Raw genomic sequence first — 18,285 nt, forward strand, 5'->3', positions numbered from 1 at the left:
CGCCAGGACAGCCCGGCCCGCACGAGCGCGCCGGCGCCCACGACCAGCCAGGCCCACGTCCCGTCCAGCACCGCGGCGGCCGGGGTGAGGACCGCGACCCCGGACCACACCCGCGCGGACGTGGCGGCCCGGCGGCGCAGCCGGGCCTGGGTGCGGACCAGCCGCTGCTCGCCGCGCAGCAGGTTCCGGCGTTCGATGTCGGCACGCAGCCACTCCGGCAGGCGGCTGCTCGGCCCCGTCCCGTGTGCCGGCAGCACCGTCAGCCGTCCGGCTGATCGGCCGGTCCCTTGTCCAGGGACGGCGGTGATCCCTTGTTCAGGGACAGCGTGCCGTCGGATCCGCCCGCCGCCGGCCCGGCCGACAGGGCCGTGCGGATCTCGGTGAGACGGTTGGACGCCTTCGCGTCCAACGACGCCCGGCGAATCTCCAGCATCCGCGACTCCACCCCCTGCGAGGACAGCTCGTGGTGTCCCAGGGCGACCGCGTAGCGTTGCTCGACCTTGTCCCGGACCTGCCCCAGCGTCGGGGTGTCACCCGGCGGGGTGAGCCGGGACATGCCGTCGAGCGCCTTGCTCATCTGCTCCTGCATGGCGGCGTGCTCGATCTGGGTCAGCAGCCGGGCCCGCTCGGCGAGCTGCCCCTCCAGCCGCAGCGTGTTGTCCTCCACCGCGCGGCGGGCCTGCTCGGCGGAGAGCACGGCCTGCTGGTGCAGGGACTTGAGGTCGTCGAGGGAGCCCTCCGCGGCGACGAGCTGGCCGGCGAACGCCTGCGCGGTCTGCTCGTAGCGGGCGGCCGCGTCCACCTCGCCCTTCGCGCTGGCCGCGTCCGCGAGCAGGATGGCCTGGCGCGCGGAGGCGGCCAGGCTCTCGACCTCCTCGATCTGGCGCGCCATCCGCATCTCCAGCTGCCGCTGGTTGCCGACGACCGCGGCGGCCTGCTGTACGAGCGCCTGGTGCTGCCGCTGCGCCTCGGTGATCGCCTGGTCGATCTGGACCCGGGGGTCAGCCTTCTCGTCCAGCTTCCGGTTCGCCGACGCGGACAGATAGCGGTAGAACTTGCGGACGACGTTCGCCATACCCCCGATCGTCGCACGCCAAGCCGGACATCGGTGCCCCCCGGCCTACGAAAACGGCAGTCGGCTAGGCGGCACGGTCGACCACGGCGGTGGTCGCGCCGCCGCGGGACTGCATGGCGGCCATCGGCGGCATCCCCGCCATCGGGGCGCCCACCCGGGCCGGGCCGCCAGCCGCGAGCTCGGCGAGCTCCAGGTCGTCGCTCACCTCACGCAGCAGGTCGGCGAGCCGGACGCCGAGCGCGTCGCAGATCGACGCCAGCAGCTCGGAGCTCGCCTCCTTCTGCCCTCGCTCGACCTCGGAGAGGTATCCGAGCGAGACCCTCGCGTTGGAGGACACCTCACGCAGGGTCCGGTGCTGATCCTGGCGGCGGCGGCGCAATGCCTCGCCGAGCATGCGTCGGAGCAGGACCATCGTGCCTCCTCCTTCGTCCTCGGGCTGGGCCTTACCGTATACCTGCTGTCCACCGTGATGGCTGGCCGTTGATACGACTGTAACCATGTAAGCAACACGCGTCCGGCGGTTCATCCCAGTCAACAGGTATGAACAGTCAGGGTACGCCGAAGAACGTCCAACGCCTGGACGACCGCATAGACACGGTTCGTACGACGGTCGCCGGGGAGGCGTAGGGACCTCGTCAGCGTGCCGAAGGCACCAACCATACCTATGTGCAGGGTCCCGACGGGCTTGCCCTCCTGCTCGTCGGGGCCGGCCACCCCGGTCACCGCCAGCCCGGTGCTCGCCCCCAGCAGGTCCCGCACGCCCGCGGCCATCGCCGCCGCCGCCTCCGGGGACACCGCGCCGGACGTCGCCAGCACCTCCGGGCCGACCCCGAGCACGTCCCGCTTGGCCTCGGTGGCGTAGGAGACCACCCCGCCGCGCAGCACCGCGCTGGCACCGGCGACATCGGTGAGCCGGCCGGCGAGCAGCCCGCCGGTCATCGACTCGGCGACGGCGAGCGTCTCACCGCGCTCGGCGAGCAGCCGCAGGACGGTCCCCTCCAGGGTGTCGTCGTCGACGCCGTAGAGCGCGGTCCCGAGCGCGTCGCGGGCCGCCTTCTCCACCGGCTCGATGAGCCGGTACGCCTCGGCCCGGTCTGCGGCGCGGGCGCTGACCCGCACCCGGGTCTGCCCGCCGCTGGCCAGAAAGGCGATTGTCGGGTTCCCGACCGGGGCGAGCCGCTCGACCTCACCGGCCAGCGCCTGGGCCACCGCCGACTCCCAGATCCCGGCGGTGCGCAGGACCCGGTGCACCACGACCGCCGGCTCCCCGGCCCGGCGCAGCAGATCCGGCAGGACCGACCCGGTGAACATGGCGTACATCTCGCTGGGGACGCCAGGCAGGGCGTACACCACGCCGCCGGCTGTCTCCAGCCGGACGCCGGGGGCGGTGCCGACCTCGTTCGGCAGCGGTTCGGCTCCCTCGGGGAGATCTGCCTGCCGGTAGTTCATCTCCGGCGCCCCTCGGTCCGTACCGCTCGGCACATCCCGCCTCAGCGCCTGGAACCGACGCCGTAAGGCCGCCTCCAGGAAGGCGTCCCGGCGCAGGGCCACACCAGCCGCCAGGGCGATCCCCTCCCTGGTCAGGTCGTCCTGGGTCGGCCCGAGCCCGCCGGTGAGGATGACCGCGTCCGCGCGGCCCAGCGCCGCCCGGATCCCGGCCGCGATCACGTCGACGTTGTCGCCCACCACCGTTGACATCGTCAGCCGTACGCCCACGTCGGCGAGCTGCCGCCCGAGCCACGCCGCGTTGCCGTTGACGATGTCCCCGAACAGCAGTTCGTCGCCCACAGCCAGTAGTTCAGCCCGCATCGTTCTCCTCGGAGATCGCGGGGACCGGCCGCGTCGCCTGCCGTCGCAGGGCCAGCGCCCGTCCCACGTAGTCAAGACCGGTGACCACCGCCACCAGCACCCCGGCGGCGAGAACGACCGCCCGCGCGGAGGCGGCGATCCCCTCCAGGGGAAGCACGTAGAGACCGATCGCGCAGTTGAGCAGCAGGGTCTTCAGCTTGCCCCCGCGGCTGGGCGCCATCACCCCGTAGCGGATCATCCGTAACCGCAGCAGGGTGACCCCGGCCTCCCGGACCACGACGACCACCGTCACCAGCCACGGCAGCTCACCGAGCAGCGACAGGGACAGCAGCGCGGCACCGGTGAGCGCCTTGTCCGCGATCGGGTCGAGGATGATCCCGAAATCCGTGACGATCCCGCGGCTGCGGGCGATGTATCCGTCGACCTGGTCGGTGACCGCCGCGAGCGCGTAGACGGCGAACGCCGCCACCCGCCAGCCGGAACCGTCCTGCCCGCCGGCGAACATGAGCACCACGAACACCGGGACGAGCGCGACCCGCCCGACGGTGAGCGCGTTGGCGAGGTTCAGCCGGCTGACAGCGGCACCAGCCCCGCTCATCCCACGGAGTCGACAACGTCGAGGAGCTCGGCGACCAGGTCCACCCCTTCGGCCGCGACCACCTTCGCGCTCACCAGATCACCCACCCGTACCCGCGCGGCCTCGGCCGGTGGCAGGCGGACCGTGCACGCCCCGTCGACCTCGGGCTGCTGGTGCGCGGCCCGTCCGTGCGCCAGCCCACCGGCGGCCTCCTCCACCAGGACCTCGACGACCGAGGAGAGCCGCCGCTGCGCGCGGGCGGCGGTCAGCTGCTCGACCAGGTCGGTCACGCGCGCCTGGCGCCGGCGTACCGTGGCCGGCGTGACCTTGCCGGGCAGGCCGGCCGCCTCGGTACCGTCCTCGTCGGAGTATCCGAAGACCCCGACGGCGTCGAGGTCGGCGTCGGTGAGGAAGCGCTCCAGCAGCGCGACGTCCGCCCGGGTCTCGCCCGGGAAGCCGACGATCACGTTCGAGCGGGCGCCGACGTCCGGGGCCAGCGCGCGGGCCCGCGCCAGCAGATCGAGGAAGGCGTCCGCGCCACCGAAACGGCGCATCCGCCGCAGCACCGACGGACTGGCGTGCTGGAACGACAGATCGAGGTAGGGGGCGACGCCGGGGGTCGTCAGCACCGTCTCCAGCAGGGACGGGCGTACCTCGGCGGGCTGCAGGTACACCGCTCTGACCCGGACCACACCGGTGATCGCGGCCAGCTGGGGCAGCAGCTTCTCCAGCGCCCGCAGGTCCCCGAGGTCCTTGCCGTAGGAGGTCGAGTTCTCGCTGACCAGGACGAGTTCCCGCACGCCCTGGCCGGCGAGCCACTCGGCCTCGGCGAGGACGTCCTGCGGCGGCCGGGAGACGTGTGCCCCGCGGAACGTGGGGATCGCGCAGAACGCACAGCGCCGGTCACAGCCACTGGAGATCTTCAACGACGCGACAGGCCCACCGAGCAGGCGCTGGCGCAGGACCGGCGGGCCGGACGCGGGCCCGGACCGCTCCGCCTGCCCTGCCTGCTGCCCTGCCTGCTGCCCTGCCTGGCGGTCGACCGGTGTGATCGGCAGCAGGGCCCGCCGGTCACGCGGAGTGTGCGCCGCGGGCTTCTCGCCGCGCAGCACCGCGTCCAGGTGGCTGCCGAGCGCCGGGTAGGCGTCGAAGCCGAGGACGGCGTCGGCCTCCGGCAGGCTCTCGGCGAGCTGCCGGCCGTACCGCTCGGCCAGGCAGCCGACCGCGACCACGGCCTTCGGGCCCCCGGCGGCGTCGCGCAGGTCGGCGGCGGCGAGCAACGTGTCGATCGAGTCCTTCTTGGCGACGTCGACGAAACCGCAGGTGTTGACCACCACGGCGTCGGCACTGGCCGGATCGTCGACCACGGCCCAGCCGTCCCCCCCGAGCCGCGCCGCGAGCTCCTCGGAGTCCACGTCGTTGCGGGCACAGCCCAATGTGATCAGCGCGACACGGCGAACAGGACGATCGGGCACGACGTCAGGCTACCGGGATGCCGGGTTACCAATGGCACAGTCTCCCGACGCACCCAGTCCCACACGTACGGTGAGAACCTGGCCGGGGCTGCCCCCCACTCCCAGATCCCGGCCGTTGCAGAAGACCGCCACCGACCCGGCGTTACCGATTCTGATCTCCACGGAACGGGCCGCCTTCACCAGCCGGCTGTCGCCGGGCTGCAGGAGCTGCTGCAGCAGGACCCGCTGGGCCTCGTCCCGCATCTCCAGCCAGCTCGGCTCGTCCCGCACCGCCACCTCGACGTTCACCCCGCTCGGCGCGGGCGTCGCGGACCGCACGGGCCCGGCGGGCGCACCGGTCGCGCCGGCTCCCGGCGTCACCGGCGGGACCGTGGCGGCAGCCCGGACACCGGTGGGGTCACGCAGCGCACCGCCGGAGCCGTTCGGGACGAGGACGGCGAGAGCCGCCAGGACACAGACCGCCACCAACGCGACGATCACCGCGGGCGCCCAGGGAAATCCCCGACGGGCCCCCGCCCCCTGCGGGATCAACGGGTCGACCGGCCGCGCCGGGAGCGGCTGCGGCCCGGTCAGCCGGCCGTGACGCCGGTCGAACTCGGCGATCAGCGGTACGGGATCGATCCCCAGAGTGCGGGCGATGCTGCGAATATGGCCACGCGCATACACCGAACCACCACAGCTGGTGAAATCGTCACCCTCTATCTGCTCAATCAGTGCGGTGCGCACACGGGTCCGCTCGCTGACATCCAAGATCGACAGACCCTGTCTGACGCGGGCGGCTGCGAGCACCGCGCCCACGCCCTCAGGGGACTGCATAGTCACCCTCCGCCCGGTCGGATCGGCAGTACTGGCGAGTCTACGGTGGTTGGCCAGTCGCCGAAAGCACACTCCGATGATCGCCGCCGACGTCACTAGCCATTGCGTAGAGTCACCAGAAGTCCTTCAAGTTCGTCCGGCATGACCAACACGTCCCGAGCCTTCGACCCCTCGCTCGGACCGACGATGCCCCGGCTTTCCATCAGGTCCATCAGCCGGCCGGCCTTGGCGAACCCGACCCGCAGCTTGCGCTGGAGCATCGAGGTCGACCCGAACTGGGTCGACACCACCAGCTCGACCGCCTGTACGAACAGCTGCAGGTCGTCCCCGATGTCCTCGTCGATCTCCTTCTTGGGCTCGGTGGCACCGTCGAACACATCCGCCCGGAACGCCGGAGCCGCCTGTTCCCTGGTATGCGCGACGATCGCGGCGATCTCCTCCTCGGAGACGAACGCCCCCTGGATCCGCGCCGGCTTCCCCGCCCCCATCGGCAGGAACAACGCGTCCCCGAGACCGACCAGCTTCTCCGCCCCCGCCTGGTCCAGGATCACCCGGCTGTCCGCCAGCGACGACGTCGCAAACGCCAGCCGCGACGGCACATTCGCCTTGATCAGACCGGTCACCACGTCCACCGACGGCCGCTGTGTGGCCAGCACCAGGTGAATCCCCACCGCCCGCGCCATCGCCGTGATCCGCGAGATCGAGTCCTCGACGTCCCGTGGCGCCACCATCATCAGGTCCGCCAGCTCGTCCACGATCGCCAGGATGTACGGATACGGCGTGTACACCCGCTCCGACCCCGGCGGCGCCACGATCTGACCGGCCCGCACCTTGCGGTTGAAGTCGTCGACGTGGCGCACCCCGCAGGCGGCCAGGTCCTCGTAGCGGTTCTCCATCTCCTTGACCACCCACTCCAACGCGTCCGCGGCCTTCTTCGGACTCGTGATGATCGGCGTGATCAGATGGGGAATCCCCTGGTAGCTCGTCAGCTCCACCCGCTTGGGGTCCACCAGCACCAGCCGCACCTGGTCCGGTGTGGCCCGCGCCAGCACACTCGTGATCAGCGTGTTGATACAGGTCGACTTGCCCGCCCCGGTCGCCCCGGCGATCAGGATGTGCGGCATCTTCGCGAGGTTCGCCACCACATAGCCGCCCTCGATGTCCTTGCCCAGGCCGACCAGCAGCGGATGCGGGTTCCCGGTCGCCTCCTCGCTGCGCAGCACGTCCCCGAGCGAGACCAGCTCCCGGTCGCTGTTCGGGATCTCGATCCCGACCGCGCTCTTCCCCGGGATCGGGCTGATGATCCGCACATCCGGGCTCTTCACCGCATACGCGATGTTCTTGGTGAGCTGGATGATCCGCTCGACCTTCACCGCCGCGCCCAGCTCGATCTCGTACCGGGTCACCGTCGGCCCCCGGGTGAAACCCGTCACTTTGGCATCCACCCGGAACTGCGCGAAGACGTCCGTCAACGAACCGATCACCGTGTCCGTCGCGGCCGACCGCACCTTCGGCGGCGTACCCTGCTGCAACAGGGTCGGTGACGGCAGAACGTAGTCACTGTCCGCTGTCCCACTCAGTCCGGGAGCGACGAAGTGCTCCACCTCGGACGGCGGCTCGGGCCTTGGCCCGCGGCCACGCGTCTTCGCGGCCCGCCGTTCGCCAGCCCGGGGAGCCGGCGCCGGCTCGTCCGCCACCGGCGGCTCGGCATCTCCGAGCGCGTCGATATCGAACACGTCCGGATCCGGTAGCGACCGGGAGCCAGGGGCACCGAGCAGGTCCTCCACCAGCGACCCGCGGAACTGGTCCCGCGCCGGGCTGCCGGCGACCGGCTCGTTCCGGCGGCCTCCACGGCTGCCCACCGGCCGATGATCGTGATCGTCCCCGTGCTGGTGGTAACCGGCCACGAGCCTGTCCCGCAGATCGCGCAGCCGGTCGGGGATCACGCGGATCGGGGTCCTGGTGATCACGAGTATGCCGAACACGCTCACCAGGAGCAGCAGGGGTGCCGCCAGGTACGCGGTGACGGCGCTGGACAGCGGTGAGCTGACCAGGAACCCGGCCAGCCCCCCCGCCCGCTCGATCGCGGCGGTACCGGCACCGAAGTCGGGCACCCCGTGCGCGACGTGCACCAGCCCCAGCACACCCGCTGCGAACGCGGCCCAGCCGATCAGCACCCGGCCACGGCTGTCCGGATCACTCGGGCTGCGGATCAGCCGCCAGGTCGCGCCGAGGCCGAACAGCGGAAGCGCCAGCGCCCCCGCGCCGACCAGGAAGCGCAGCAGGCCGGCGACGACACCGCCCACCGGCCCGCCGGCATGGAACCAGACCGCGGCCATGGTGAGCGCGGTCGCGCCGAGCGCGGCAAGCCCCGCCCCGTCCCGCCGGTGCGCCTCGTCGATACGCAGGTCACGGGCACCCCGACCGATCCGGCGGCCCATCTCGCCCAGCAGCGTGGCCGCAATCCCCCAGGCCCGGACCAACAGCCGGATCGCGGCAAGGGCGGCGACCACGGTAAAAGGGGGGCGTGACCTGCCCGTACCGGTTCTTCCCGTATCGGTTCTTCCCGCACTGGCCTTCGCGGGGACGGCCTTCGGCCGGGGCCTGTTCGCTGCCGGCTTCCCGCTCGACGCCTTGCCCCCGGCCGGTGGACGCCGCGCAGGCGCCGAGCCGGAGGGAGACCTCCCGCCCTGGGCACGCGTCCGCGTACCACTCGCCCGTGTGGCCACTCGAGGACGGTACCGGTCTCCGGCCGCGACATCCGGCAACCCCGACCTTCCGGGCGCGTCGCCTCAGAGCATGCTGCCTCAGACCTCGACCACCACCGGCACGATCATTGGCCGACGCCGGTAGGTGTCGCTCACCCAGCGTCCGACCGTGCGGCGGACCAGCTGCTGCAGCGCGGCGACGTCCACCATGCCAGAGCGCATCGACTCGGCCAACGCCTCGGACACCAGGCCGCGTACCTGCTCGAACGTCTCGCGGACGTCGGAGAACCCCCGGGCCGACAGCTCGGGGCCGCCCACGACCTTCCCCGACGCGGCGTCGACCACGACCGTGATCGTGATGAAGCCCTCATCACCCAGGATGCGACGGTCCTTCAGACTCGACTCGCCGACGTCACCGACGGCGAGCCCGTCGACATAGACGTAGCCGCACGGGACGACACCGGTGATGTTCGCCTGCCCGTCGACCAGGTCAACGACCATGCCGTCGTCGGCGAGCACGATCCTGTCCGCGGGCACACCGGTCGCCTCGGCGAGCGCGCCGTGCGCCCGCAGATGGCGCCACTCGCCGTGTACCGGCATGACATTGGACGGACGGGTGGCGTTGAGGACGTAGAGGAGCTCGCCGGCCGGTGCGTGCCCGGAGGTGTGCACCTTGGCCACACCCTTGTGGACGACCTTCGCTCCCCAGCGGGTCAGCCCGTTGATCACCCGATGGACCGCGGTCTCGTTGCCCGGGATCAGGCTGGAGGCGAGCACGACCGTGTCGCCGGCCTCGATCCGGATCGCGTGGTCACGGTTGGCCATCCGGGACAGGGCCGACAACGGCTCGCCCTGGGAACCGGTTGAGACCAGGCAGACGTTGCGGTCGGGCAGCGAGGCGACGTCCCGCATGTCGACCATGAGGCCCGGCGCGACCCGCAGCAGGCCCAGGTCGCGGGCCACCCCCATGTTGCGCACCATCGAGCGTCCCACGAAGCACACCGAGCGACCATGCGCCTCCGCCGCGTCAAGGATCTGCTGTACCCGGTGTACATGGCTGGCGAAGCACGCGACGATGATCCTCTTGTTCGCATCCCGGAACACGCCGTCGAGGACAGGAGCGATCTCCCGTTCCGAGGTCACGAAGCCGGGCACCTCGGCGTTGGTGGAGTCGGACAGCAGCAGGTCGACGCCCTCCTGGCCGAGCCGGGCGAAGCCGCCCAGGTCGGTCAGCCTGCCGTCGAGGGGAAGCTGGTCCATCTTGAAGTCGCCGGTGTGCAGCACCAGACCGGCCGGTGTGCGGATCGCGACGGCCAGGGCGTCCGGGATGGAATGGTTGACCGCGAAGAACTCGCAACCGAACGGGCCGAAACTGTGGACCTGCCCCTCCCGTACCTCGACCGTGACCGGCGTGATGCGGTGCTCGGCGAGCTTGGCCACGGTCAGCGCGAGCGTCAGCCGGGAGCCGACCAGCGGGATGTCGGCACGTTCGCGCAGCAGGTAGGGGACGGCGCCGATGTGGTCCTCGTGGGCGTGGGTGAGCACGACCGCCTCGATGGCGTCCAGCCTGTCCCGGATGGCGGTGAAGTCGGGGAGGATGAGGTCGACGCCGGGCTGGTCGCTCTCGGGGAAGAGCACTCCGCAGTCGACGACGAGCAGCCGGCCGTCGAACTCGAACACGGTCATGTTGCGGCCGATCTCGCCGAGGCCCCCGAGCGCGACGATACGCAGCCCGTCCGGCGGAAGCGGTGGCGGTGTTCTCAGCCCGGGGTGGGGATGGCTCACGCGGAACCCGCCGTTGCAGCCGTAGCAGCCGTAACAGCCGTAGCGGTGGCCACGTCCGCGGACAGGTCGATCCCGGCCGCGGCCAGGTCGGCCCGGAGTTGCTCGCGCTCCTGCCCGGTGGCGTCCACCAGCGGCGGCCGGACTCCCCCAGCGGGCAGCCCGGCCATGTGAAGAGCAGCTTTTGTCATGATCACACCTTGGTTCCTGAACATGCCCTCGTACGCCGGAAGCAGACTCAGGTGCAGTGAACGGGCACGAATGGCGTCACCTGCGTCGAAAGCATCGATCATCGAACGAATCCGGGCGGTGGCGACGTGCCCGACGACGCTTACGACCCCCACGGCCCCCACCGCCAGGAGTGGGAGGTTGAGAATGTCCGTACCGGAGTAGTACGCAAGTTCTGTTCGAGCAAGGACCCACGATGACGCACCAAGATCGTCCTTGGCGTCCTTGACAGCCACGATCCGTGGATGGTCGGCCAAGCGTACCAGCGTATCCGTTGCCACCGGGACACCGGTACGGCCAGGTATATCATAGATCATGACGGGTAGCCCAGTAGCGTCCGCGACGGTACGGAAGTGCTCCGCAAGCCCGCTCTGCGGAGGCTTGCTGTAGTAAGGGCTGACCACCAGCAGCCCGTGCGCGCCGGCCTTCTGTGCCGCCACGGCCAGTTCCACCGTGTGCCGGGTGTCGTTGGTGCCCACACCGGCAATCACCTTCGCCCGGGTGCCGACAGCCTCCACCACCGCCCTGAGCAGCTCTTCTTTTTCCGCGTCCGAGGTGGTCGGCGATTCCCCTGTCGTCCCGTTGACGACCAGGCCATCGTTGCCGACGTCCACCAGATACTCCGCGAGTGCCGCGGCACCTTTAAGATCAAGTTCACCGTCCACGGTGAACGGAGTGATCATTGCTGTAATCATGCGACCGAAGGGCGCTCGGGACAACACTGACATGCCGGTCACCTTAGTTCTCATGGTGCCTTGTCGGACAATACCCGACACGGCACGTGACGGCACCTCGGACGCACAACCTCGGACGCACATGAGTCCGTCACACATGAGACGGCCGGAATGCCGACGACGGCCAGGAAGCTTCGACGATAGCCGCTACCCAGCGCGACCGGCATCCCGGCGGCAGCACCCCGACGGCGCCCCCGGCCCGGGTTTCTTCGGCATGGCGATCAGTCTACTCCGTTGACGGGCGCAGCAGCCCTGGGCACAGCAGCGTCCACTGCGCCCACCGGCCGTGTTCCATCGCCGTCCCGGCCGTGTTCCGCGGAACACAGCCCTCCCTCCAGAAAGATCGACTTTCTGCCGAAGGCTCCCCAGCAGCCCACCCGAGCAACAGCCTGCCGCCAGAAAAGCAGCAGATCGGTGCACGTATCGTCACTATCAGCAAGCACCACCTACGACCACCAGGCCTCTGCAACCGACGCAGCCGTGTTCCGCGGGGCACGAGTCCAGCCTCCGACCCGCGCCTCACGCCTCACGCCTCACGAGCCTTCGCCTCTCACGACCCCTCTCAGGCTTCCCGTCACGACCTTTTATGCCGTCACGACCCTCTTGCGCAACAGGCGACGCAGGCCTAATATCGAACTTATGTTCGATATCGACGTGGAGCATGCCCCTCTCCACCAGCTTGAGGCGGAAATCTGCGCCTGGGCCGGGCGGATCTCAGCCGCGATGTGCGCCTGGCTGCTGGCGCTGGCCGCGTTCGACCGCCGCGAGGGCTGGGCAGGGGTGGGGATCCGCTCCTGTGCGCACTGGCTGTCGTGGAAGTGCGGGATCAGCCTGCGTACCGGCTATGAGCACCTCCGTGTCGGGCATGCTCTCGAACAGCTCCCCGCGCTGCGCGACGCCTTCGCGGGCGGCCGGCTGTCCTATGCCAAGGCCCGCGCCATCAGCCGGGTCGCCGACGTCGACAGCGAGGCCGAATGGGTCCGCCAGGCCGAACATGCCACGGCCAGTCAGCTTGACCGGCTCGTCGCCGCGTACGGCCGTCTGCGTGGCCGCGACGGGCTGGGAAGGGCGGTCGACCGACACGCCCGCCGGTCCTGTTCGTGGCGGTGGGACGACGACGGCAGCCTGATCGTCCACGCGCGGCTGACCCCCGAGGACGGCGCCCTGTTCATCAAGGCCCTTGACGCGGCTCACGCCGGCCACACATCTGACATGCCTCGCGACCAGGCCGCGAATGCCGACGCCCTCACCACGGTCGCCGGCGGTTTCCTCGCCAGCAGGGCACCTACGCTGGCCGACCCCGCCCGCTACACCGTCCACGTCCACGTCGACGCGAACCTGCTCACCGACGGCGTCCCTCCACACGACAGTGGCCGCCCGCACCAGCCCCGCAGTGACGTCGAACCCGGTGTCGCGGTGCACCCGGAAACCGTTCGCCGGCTCGCCTGCGACGCGGGTGTCACCATCCCGGACGCCGGACGCCGGCGCCGCACCGTCCCACAGGCCCTACGTCGTCTCCTGGAGGCCCGTGACCAGGGCACCTGCCGCTACCCCGGCTGCGACCACACCCGCTGGCTGCACGCCCACCACGCCGTCCACTGGGCCGACGGCGGCAGAACGGATCTCGACAACCTCGTTCTGCTCTGCTCGTTCCATCACCATGCCGTCCACGAGGCGGGGCTCATCCTCGCCATCGGCGAGGGTCACAGCGTCACCGTACGGCGTCCCGACGGTACCGTGATTCCCCATCAGCCTCCCCTCAGCACAGGCGACGAGCCGCTACGCCATCTGCGGGACGCGACCGCGTCCGTCGCCCACGACGCCATCACCGGACGGTGGGCCGGGGAACCGCTGCACCTTCAGGAGTCGGTCACCGCTCTCCTCAACGCGGGAGCTGTCCGGCAAGGCACGCGCGGACGCCTCGGGCGATCTCCAGCTCCTCGCGGGCCTCGACAACGAGTGTCCGGACCGGCGAGCCGGCAGCAGTGATGTCATGATCACCAGAGGTATGGGCGGCGTTACGGTCCGGGTCGACAGCCACACCGAGGAAGCCCAGCCCGTCCGCGGCGCCGGCTCGTACCGCGGCGGAGCGCTCCCCCACCCCGCCGGTGAAGACCAGCGTGTCCAGGCCGCCGAGAGCCGCCGCCATCGCGGCGATCTGCGCACGCAGGCGGTGGAGGTAGACCGCCAGCGCCAGGGAGGAGGCGGCCTCGCCGGTGACGGCCTGGTCGACGACCGTACGCATGTCCGGGGTGCCGGCCAGGGCGGCCAGGCCCGACCGGTGGAACAACGCCTCGGTGAGCTCGTCGGCGGACAGGCCGGCCGACGTCTGCAGCCACAACAGCAGACCCGGATCGATCGTGCCGGAGCGGGTCGACATGACCAGCCCCTCCAAGGGGGTGAACCCCATGGTGGTGTCGATGCCGACGCCGTCGCGGACGGCCGCCAGCGACGCGCCCGACCCAAGATGGCAGGTCACCACCCGGCTCCCGCCGGTCAGTACCGCCGCCCGGCGGGACGCGTACGCGTGGGACAGCCCGTGGAAGCCGTAGCGGCGCACGCCGAGACGGTCCCGCCAGTCGGCCGGGACCGCGTAGGTGGTCGCGGCCGGTGGCATCCGGGCGTGGAAGGAGGTGTCGAAGCAGGCGACCTGGGTGATGCCGGGCGCCGCGGTCCGTATCTCGGCCAGTGCGGCGAGCGCCGCCGGCTGGTGCAGCGGGGCCAGTACGGCGAGCGAGTGTAGCTCCTTGGCCACCCGGTCGGTGACGACCACCGGGCCGGTGAACACTGTCCCGCCGTGCACGATTCGGTGCCCGACCGCGCCGAACTCGCCGCGGCGGGCCAGGTCCGTGATCGTCGCGGTGACCTCGTCCGGGTCCGGTCGGCCTTCCCGCGCGCGAAGGTCGACCGCGGCCAGCAGAGCGTCCCCCGGCCCGAGGAGGCGCAGTTTCAGGCTGGACGAACCGGCGTTGACCACGAGGATGTTCACGCCGCTGATGTGCACAGCGCTGGGCCGTCTAGTAGGGCCAGGTCCAGTTGGAGATCTCGGGCATGTCCGTGCCGAAGTCGCGGGTGTACGCGCGGGCCGCGATCCGGGCGTCCACCATGTCCTGCCGAACGTGTGCGGCGCGCGCGCCCAGTGACGGGACCCGGTCGATCACGTCGATCACCAGGTGGAACCGGTCGAGGTTGTTCATCATCACCATGTCGAACGGTGTGGTGGTCGTGCCCTCCTCGATGTAGCCGCGGACATGGATGTTGATGTGGTTGGTACGCCGGTAGGTCAGCCGGTGGATCAGCCATGGGTAGCCGTGGTAGGCGAAGATCACTGGCCGGTCAGCGGTGAACAGCGCGTCGAACCGGGCGTCGGAGATCCCGTGTGGATGTTCGCTGTCGGGCTGGAGGCACATCAGATCGACGATGTTGACGACACGTACCTTCAGGTCGGGGAAGTGACGTCGCAGGATGTCGACCGCGGCCAGGGTCTCCAGGGTCGGGATGTCGCCGGCGCATGCCATGACCACGTCGGGCATGCCGTCGACGGATCCGTGATCGCCGGCTTTGTGGTCGCCGGCTTTGTGGTCGTTGCTGGCCCAGTCCCAGATGCCGATGCCCCGGGCGCAGTGGGCGATCGCCGCGTCCATCGGCAGGTAGTTCAGCGCTGGCTGCTTGCCGGCCACGATGACGTTGATGTAATGCCGGCTGCGCAGACAGTGGTCGGCGACGGACAGCAGTGTGTTCGCGTCCGGCGGGAGGTAGACCCGGATTATCTCCGCCTTCTTGTTGACCACGTGGTCGATGAAGCCCGGGTCCTGGTGGGAGAAGCCGTTGTGGTCCTGCCGCCAGACGTGGCTGGTGAGCAGGTAGTTCAGCGACGCGATCGGGCGCCGCCACGGGATGTGGCGGGTCGTCTTCAGCCACTTCGCGTGCTGGTTCACCATCGAGTCGACGATGTGGATGAACGCCTCGTAGCAGGAGAAGAGCCCGTGCCGGCCGGTGAGGAGGTATCCCTCCAGCCAGCCCTGGCACAGATGCTCCGAGAGCACCTCCATGACCCGGCCGTCCGGCGCCAGGTCGTCGTCACCGTCGACGATCTGCGCGTTCCAGGCCCGGGACGTCGTCTGGAACAGCGCGCCGAGACGGTTGGAGGCGGTCTCGTCCGGGCCCATGACCCGGAACGTCGTCGGGTTCGCCGTCATCACGTCCCGCAGGAAGCCGCCGAGGACCCTTGTCGCCTCGCTGAACGTCGTGGCCGGGCTGGTGACCTCCACGGCGTAGTCGCGGAAGTCGGGCAGGGCCAGGTCGCGCAGCAGTTCCCCGCCGTTGGCGTGCGGGTTCGCGCTCATCCGCCGGTTGCCCGACGGCGCGAGGCCGGCGAGTTCGGCGACCAGGCGGCCGTCGGCGTCGAAGAGCTCCTCGGGCCGGTAGCCGCGCAGCCACCGTTCCAGCTCCGCCAGGTGCTCCGGACTGTCGTGGATCTGCGCGACCGGCACCTGGTGGGACCGCCACGTGCCCTCGACCTGCGCGCCGTCGACGACGGCCGGGCCGGTCCAGCCCTTCGGGGTGCGAAGGACGATCATGGGCCACAGCGGGCGGGACGGGTCGCCGTGCGCCCGTGCCTGCCGCTGAATCCGGGCGATCTCGGCGACGACGGTGTCGAGGACGGCGGCGAAGCGCTGGTGGACCTGCTCGGGATCGTCCCCGGTGACGTGGAACGGCTGGTAGCCGTAGCCGCGCATCAGATGGTCGAGCTCGGCCTGGGGGATGCGCGCGAGCACGGCCGGTTGGGCGATCTTGTAGCCGTTCAGGTGGAGGATCGGCAGTACCGCGCCGTCACGGACCGGGTCGAGGAACTTGTTCGAGTGCCAGCTCGCCGCCAGCGGGCCGGTCTCGGCCTCCCCGTCCCCGACGACCGCGCAGACCAGCAGGTCAGGGTTGTCGAACGCGGCGCCGAAGGCATGGGTGAGGGCGTAGCCGAGCTCCCCGCCCTCGTGGATCGAGCCGGGGGTCTCCGGCGCCACATGGCTGGGGATGCCACCGGGGAAGGAGAACTGGCGGAACAGCCGGCGCAGCCCGGCGGCGTCCCGGGTGATGGAGGGGCAGACCTCGGAGTACGTGCCTTCCAGGTAGGCGTTCGCGACGATGCCGGGGCCGCCGTGGCCCGGGCCGATGACGTAGATCGCGTTGAGGTCGTTCGTCCTGATCACGCGGTTCATGTGGGCGTAGATCAGGTTGAGCCCCGGTGTGGTGCCCCAGTGGCCGAGCAGGCGGGGCTTGACATGCTCGGCCCGCAGGGGCTCCCGCAGCAGGGGGTTGTCGAGCAGGTAGATCTGGCCGACCGACAGATAGTTCGCCGCGCGCCAGTAGGCGTGGATGCGCCGCAGCTCGTCCGGTGACAGCGGCCCCGGTGACAGCGGCCCTGCGGCGGCGGTGAGAAGGCTGTTGGTCATGCATCCACCTCAGTCGGCGAGCGGGCTCGACGCAACCTCGGTCCCGTCGTCCAGGGCGGTCACCTGGAAGTCGCCGAAGACATTCGGCGCGAGTCGCTGGAGCTCACGCAGCACCGCCACCGCCAGGGCGCGGATCTCGACGTCGGCCGCCTCGCTCGCCCGCATCGCGACGAAGTGACGCCAGGCCCGGTAGTTCCCGGTCACCACGATCCGGGTCTCGGTGGCGTTGGGCAGCACCGACCGGGCGGCCTGCCGGGCGAGCTTGCGCCGGGAGGTCGGTGCCGCCACGTCGGCGAACCGCTTCTCCAGCCCCTCGAGGAGCCTGCCGTAGGCCTCCAGGGAGGCGGCGGCGGCCTCGGTGAACAGCTCGTGCAGCCGTGGGTCCTCGGCGATGACGTCGGGCTCGATCACGGCGGCGTCCCGCTCCGGTACGTAACGCTGGGAAAGCTGGCTGTAGGAGAAGTGCCGGTGGCGGACCAGCTCGTGGGTCAGGCTCCGGGAGACCCCGGTGATGTACACGCTCACCGTCGCGTGCTCGAGCACGGACAGGTGCCCGACGTCGAGGATGTGGCGCAGGTAGCCGGCGTTCGTGGCCGTGGCGGGGTTCGGTTTCGACCAGCTCTGGTAACAGGCCCGGCCGGCGAACTCCGCGAGCGCCTGGCCACCGTCGGCATCGGTGGACCAGTCGACGTCGTCCGGTGGGGTGAACTGCGTCTGAGCGATGATCTGGACGCGCATGCCCATACCGTAACCTGCGGCCAACTGGCCCCGGACCGGACCTATGGCGACCTACGGCGGCCTAGATTCTGGGCGGCGCCGGGCCGTGGTAGACCAGGATCGACGGTCATCCCCCCGTCAACCCCCGGCCGCCCACAGGCGGGCCGACGGCGGGCAGACGCTGGCGACCAGCAGCCGCCCGCCGTCGCGCACGCATCCGAACACCGCCAGGTGCAGCGGCCGTTCGGCCGGCACCGGGAGGCCGCCGTCCACGTCGTACCTGGCGTTGGTGACCTTACGGCGATGCGCGGCCGGGTCGTCCGCCGTGCCGGCCGGCGCGTCGGAGCGCCAGACGACCATCATCTCGGTGCAGCCCGGCGGCCAGGTCCAGCGCAGCAGGTCACCGGCGAGGTGCAGACCGGTCGCGGGCTCGAGGCGGTCCGCGGCGTTCAGGGCGACGGGCGCGGTCAGGACGGGAGCAGGGCCGGGCTGGTCCGCGCCGGACCGGGCGGGGGCGGACCACAGCCCGGAGCGGCCGGCGAGCACCTCGTAGACCGGGATCGGCGCGTCCGGGCCGACCCCGCCGTCCTCGATGCTGGTGACCTGGGTGACGCCGACCGCGCGGGAGGCGCCGTCCGGCCCGATCCGCAGCACGCGGTACCTGATCGTGCCTGCCGACGGCGACGGCTGCCAGGTGACCACCACGGCGCGGCCGGCACGCCGGGCCCGCACCCGCGCCGGTGGCGCCACCCCGGTGACGGCGAGGGCGTCGCGGGCGGCCTGATGGTCGGCGACGATCTCCAGTGCCTCCAGCAGCAGGCTCTCCCGCTGCGCGCCGTGGCTGCGGCCGGCGGCGGCGACCATCTCGTCGGCGCGCGCGAGCTGCTCGCGGACGGCCGCGGTCTCCTCGGCGA

13 protein-coding genes and 2 pseudogenes are annotated in these 18,285 nt (G+C 71.0%); 1 reads left to right on the top strand and 14 read right to left on the bottom strand.

Annotated elements, in window-relative coordinates:
* The 10 genes and pseudogenes from NBX02_RS18255 to dapA form a co-directional block, all read right to left on the bottom strand.
* A pseudogene (locus NBX02_RS18255) lies at positions 1–257 on the bottom strand (hypothetical protein); the annotation flags it as partial.
* 2 nt (positions 258–259) lie between these two features.
* Positions 260–1,075, bottom strand: coding sequence for a PspA/IM30 family protein (locus tag NBX02_RS18260; protein ID WP_250282278.1), 816 nt, complete (start codon positions 1,073–1,075; stop codon positions 260–262).
* 64 nt (positions 1,076–1,139) lie between these two features.
* Complete coding sequence (locus NBX02_RS18265) at positions 1,140–1,487, bottom strand: helix-turn-helix domain-containing protein (RefSeq protein ID WP_250282276.1); 348 nt, start codon at positions 1,485–1,487, stop codon at positions 1,140–1,142.
* Positions 1,488–1,606: 119 nt separating this feature from the next.
* Complete coding sequence (locus NBX02_RS18270; RefSeq protein ID WP_250282274.1) at positions 1,607–2,884, bottom strand: competence/damage-inducible protein A; 1,278 nt, start codon at positions 2,882–2,884, stop codon at positions 1,607–1,609.
* Positions 2,874–3,482, bottom strand: coding sequence for a CDP-alcohol phosphatidyltransferase family protein (locus NBX02_RS18275; protein WP_250282272.1), 609 nt, complete (start codon positions 3,480–3,482; stop codon positions 2,874–2,876). Before NBX02_RS18275 ends, NBX02_RS18270 begins: the two co-directional genes overlap by 11 nt.
* Complete coding sequence (locus NBX02_RS18280) at positions 3,479–4,936, bottom strand: MiaB/RimO family radical SAM methylthiotransferase (RefSeq protein WP_250282270.1); 1,458 nt, start codon at positions 4,934–4,936, stop codon at positions 3,479–3,481. The genes NBX02_RS18275 and NBX02_RS18280 overlap by 4 nt, the downstream gene beginning before the upstream one ends.
* 9 nt (positions 4,937–4,945) lie before the next feature.
* Complete coding sequence (locus NBX02_RS18285) at positions 4,946–5,752, bottom strand: helix-turn-helix domain-containing protein (RefSeq protein ID WP_250282268.1); 807 nt, start codon at positions 5,750–5,752, stop codon at positions 4,946–4,948.
* 95 nt (positions 5,753–5,847) lie between these two features.
* A complete protein-coding gene (locus NBX02_RS18290; protein ID WP_250282266.1) occupies positions 5,848–8,265 on the bottom strand; it encodes an FtsK/SpoIIIE family DNA translocase in 2,418 nt (805 codons plus the stop codon).
* A 294-nt stretch (positions 8,266–8,559) separates the two neighbouring features.
* The gene (locus NBX02_RS18295) at positions 8,560–10,245 is read right to left on the bottom strand and encodes a ribonuclease J (protein WP_250282264.1); all 1,686 of its coding nucleotides are present in this window, start codon (positions 10,243–10,245) and stop codon (positions 8,560–8,562) included.
* The gene (dapA, locus tag NBX02_RS18300) at positions 10,242–11,198 is read right to left on the bottom strand and encodes a 4-hydroxy-tetrahydrodipicolinate synthase (protein WP_250292377.1); all 957 of its coding nucleotides are present in this window, start codon (positions 11,196–11,198) and stop codon (positions 10,242–10,244) included. The genes NBX02_RS18295 and dapA overlap by 4 nt, the downstream gene beginning before the upstream one ends.
* A 645-nt stretch (positions 11,199–11,843) precedes the next feature.
* Between dapA and NBX02_RS18305 the strand changes: the two genes are divergently transcribed.
* Positions 11,844–13,193, top strand: a complete 1,350-nt coding sequence (locus NBX02_RS18305) for an HNH endonuclease signature motif containing protein (RefSeq protein WP_250292379.1) — start codon at positions 11,844–11,846, stop codon at positions 13,191–13,193.
* Here the strand turns inward: NBX02_RS18305 and NBX02_RS18310 are convergent.
* The 4 genes and pseudogenes from NBX02_RS18310 to NBX02_RS18325 form a co-directional block, all read right to left on the bottom strand.
* A complete protein-coding gene (locus NBX02_RS18310; RefSeq protein WP_250292381.1) occupies positions 13,087–14,193 on the bottom strand; it encodes an acetate/propionate family kinase in 1,107 nt (368 codons plus the stop codon). The two genes, NBX02_RS18305 and NBX02_RS18310, sit on opposite strands and share 107 nt — an antisense overlap.
* Before the next feature lie 28 nt (positions 14,194–14,221).
* The gene (locus NBX02_RS18315) at positions 14,222–16,654 is read right to left on the bottom strand and encodes a phosphoketolase family protein (protein WP_250282259.1); all 2,433 of its coding nucleotides are present in this window, start codon (positions 16,652–16,654) and stop codon (positions 14,222–14,224) included.
* A gap of 9 nt (positions 16,655–16,663) precedes the next feature.
* The gene (thyX, locus tag NBX02_RS18320) at positions 16,664–17,392 is read right to left on the bottom strand and encodes an FAD-dependent thymidylate synthase (protein WP_250282284.1); all 729 of its coding nucleotides are present in this window, start codon (positions 17,390–17,392) and stop codon (positions 16,664–16,666) included.
* A gap of 117 nt (positions 17,393–17,509) precedes the next feature.
* Positions 17,510–18,285 (bottom strand): annotated as a pseudogene (locus NBX02_RS18325) (hypothetical protein); the annotation flags it as partial.

It is taken from the genome of Protofrankia sp. CiP1_Cm_nod1 (genome assembly GCF_920888515.1).
GTDB lineage: Bacteria > Actinomycetota > Actinomycetes > Frankiales > Frankiaceae > Protofrankia.